Origin of the sequence: Bacillus sp. SIMBA_154, assembly GCF_046536015.1 — a bacterium.
GTDB classification, from domain to species: domain Bacteria; phylum Bacillota; class Bacilli; order Bacillales; family Bacillaceae; genus Bacillus; species Bacillus pumilus_P.
The window spans coordinates 1-229 of sequence record NZ_JAWJBV010000756.1 but is presented as its reverse complement, the minus strand read 5'-3'; the positions used below and the strand labels follow the sequence as shown (position 1 = coordinate 229).

Here is a 229-nt window from a genome sequence, read left to right as displayed (position 1 = left end):
ATCAGGCAAAGCTCCTCTTTCAAACACATAGAAAGGGAAGTTATTTTCTTTCGCCCACTTGTATATCGACAACCTTTTATCATTTCCATAAGGGTTCCAGAAAAGGAAGCGAGTAATACCTCTAGATTCGATTAAACTTTCAATCTCATCTATTTCTACTTTCATTTCTGATATATAGTCAACTCTACCTAATAGAGGAATGAGTTGACGTATACTAAGCCAAGCAGTG

The 229-nt window shown here is 36.2% G+C and carries 1 protein-coding gene; it reads right to left on the bottom strand.

The genetic code is table 11. The features are described from left to right. The coding region (locus tag R0K30_RS23910) for a hypothetical protein (protein WP_410613568.1) at window positions 1–229 on the bottom strand (229 nt) is incomplete at both ends.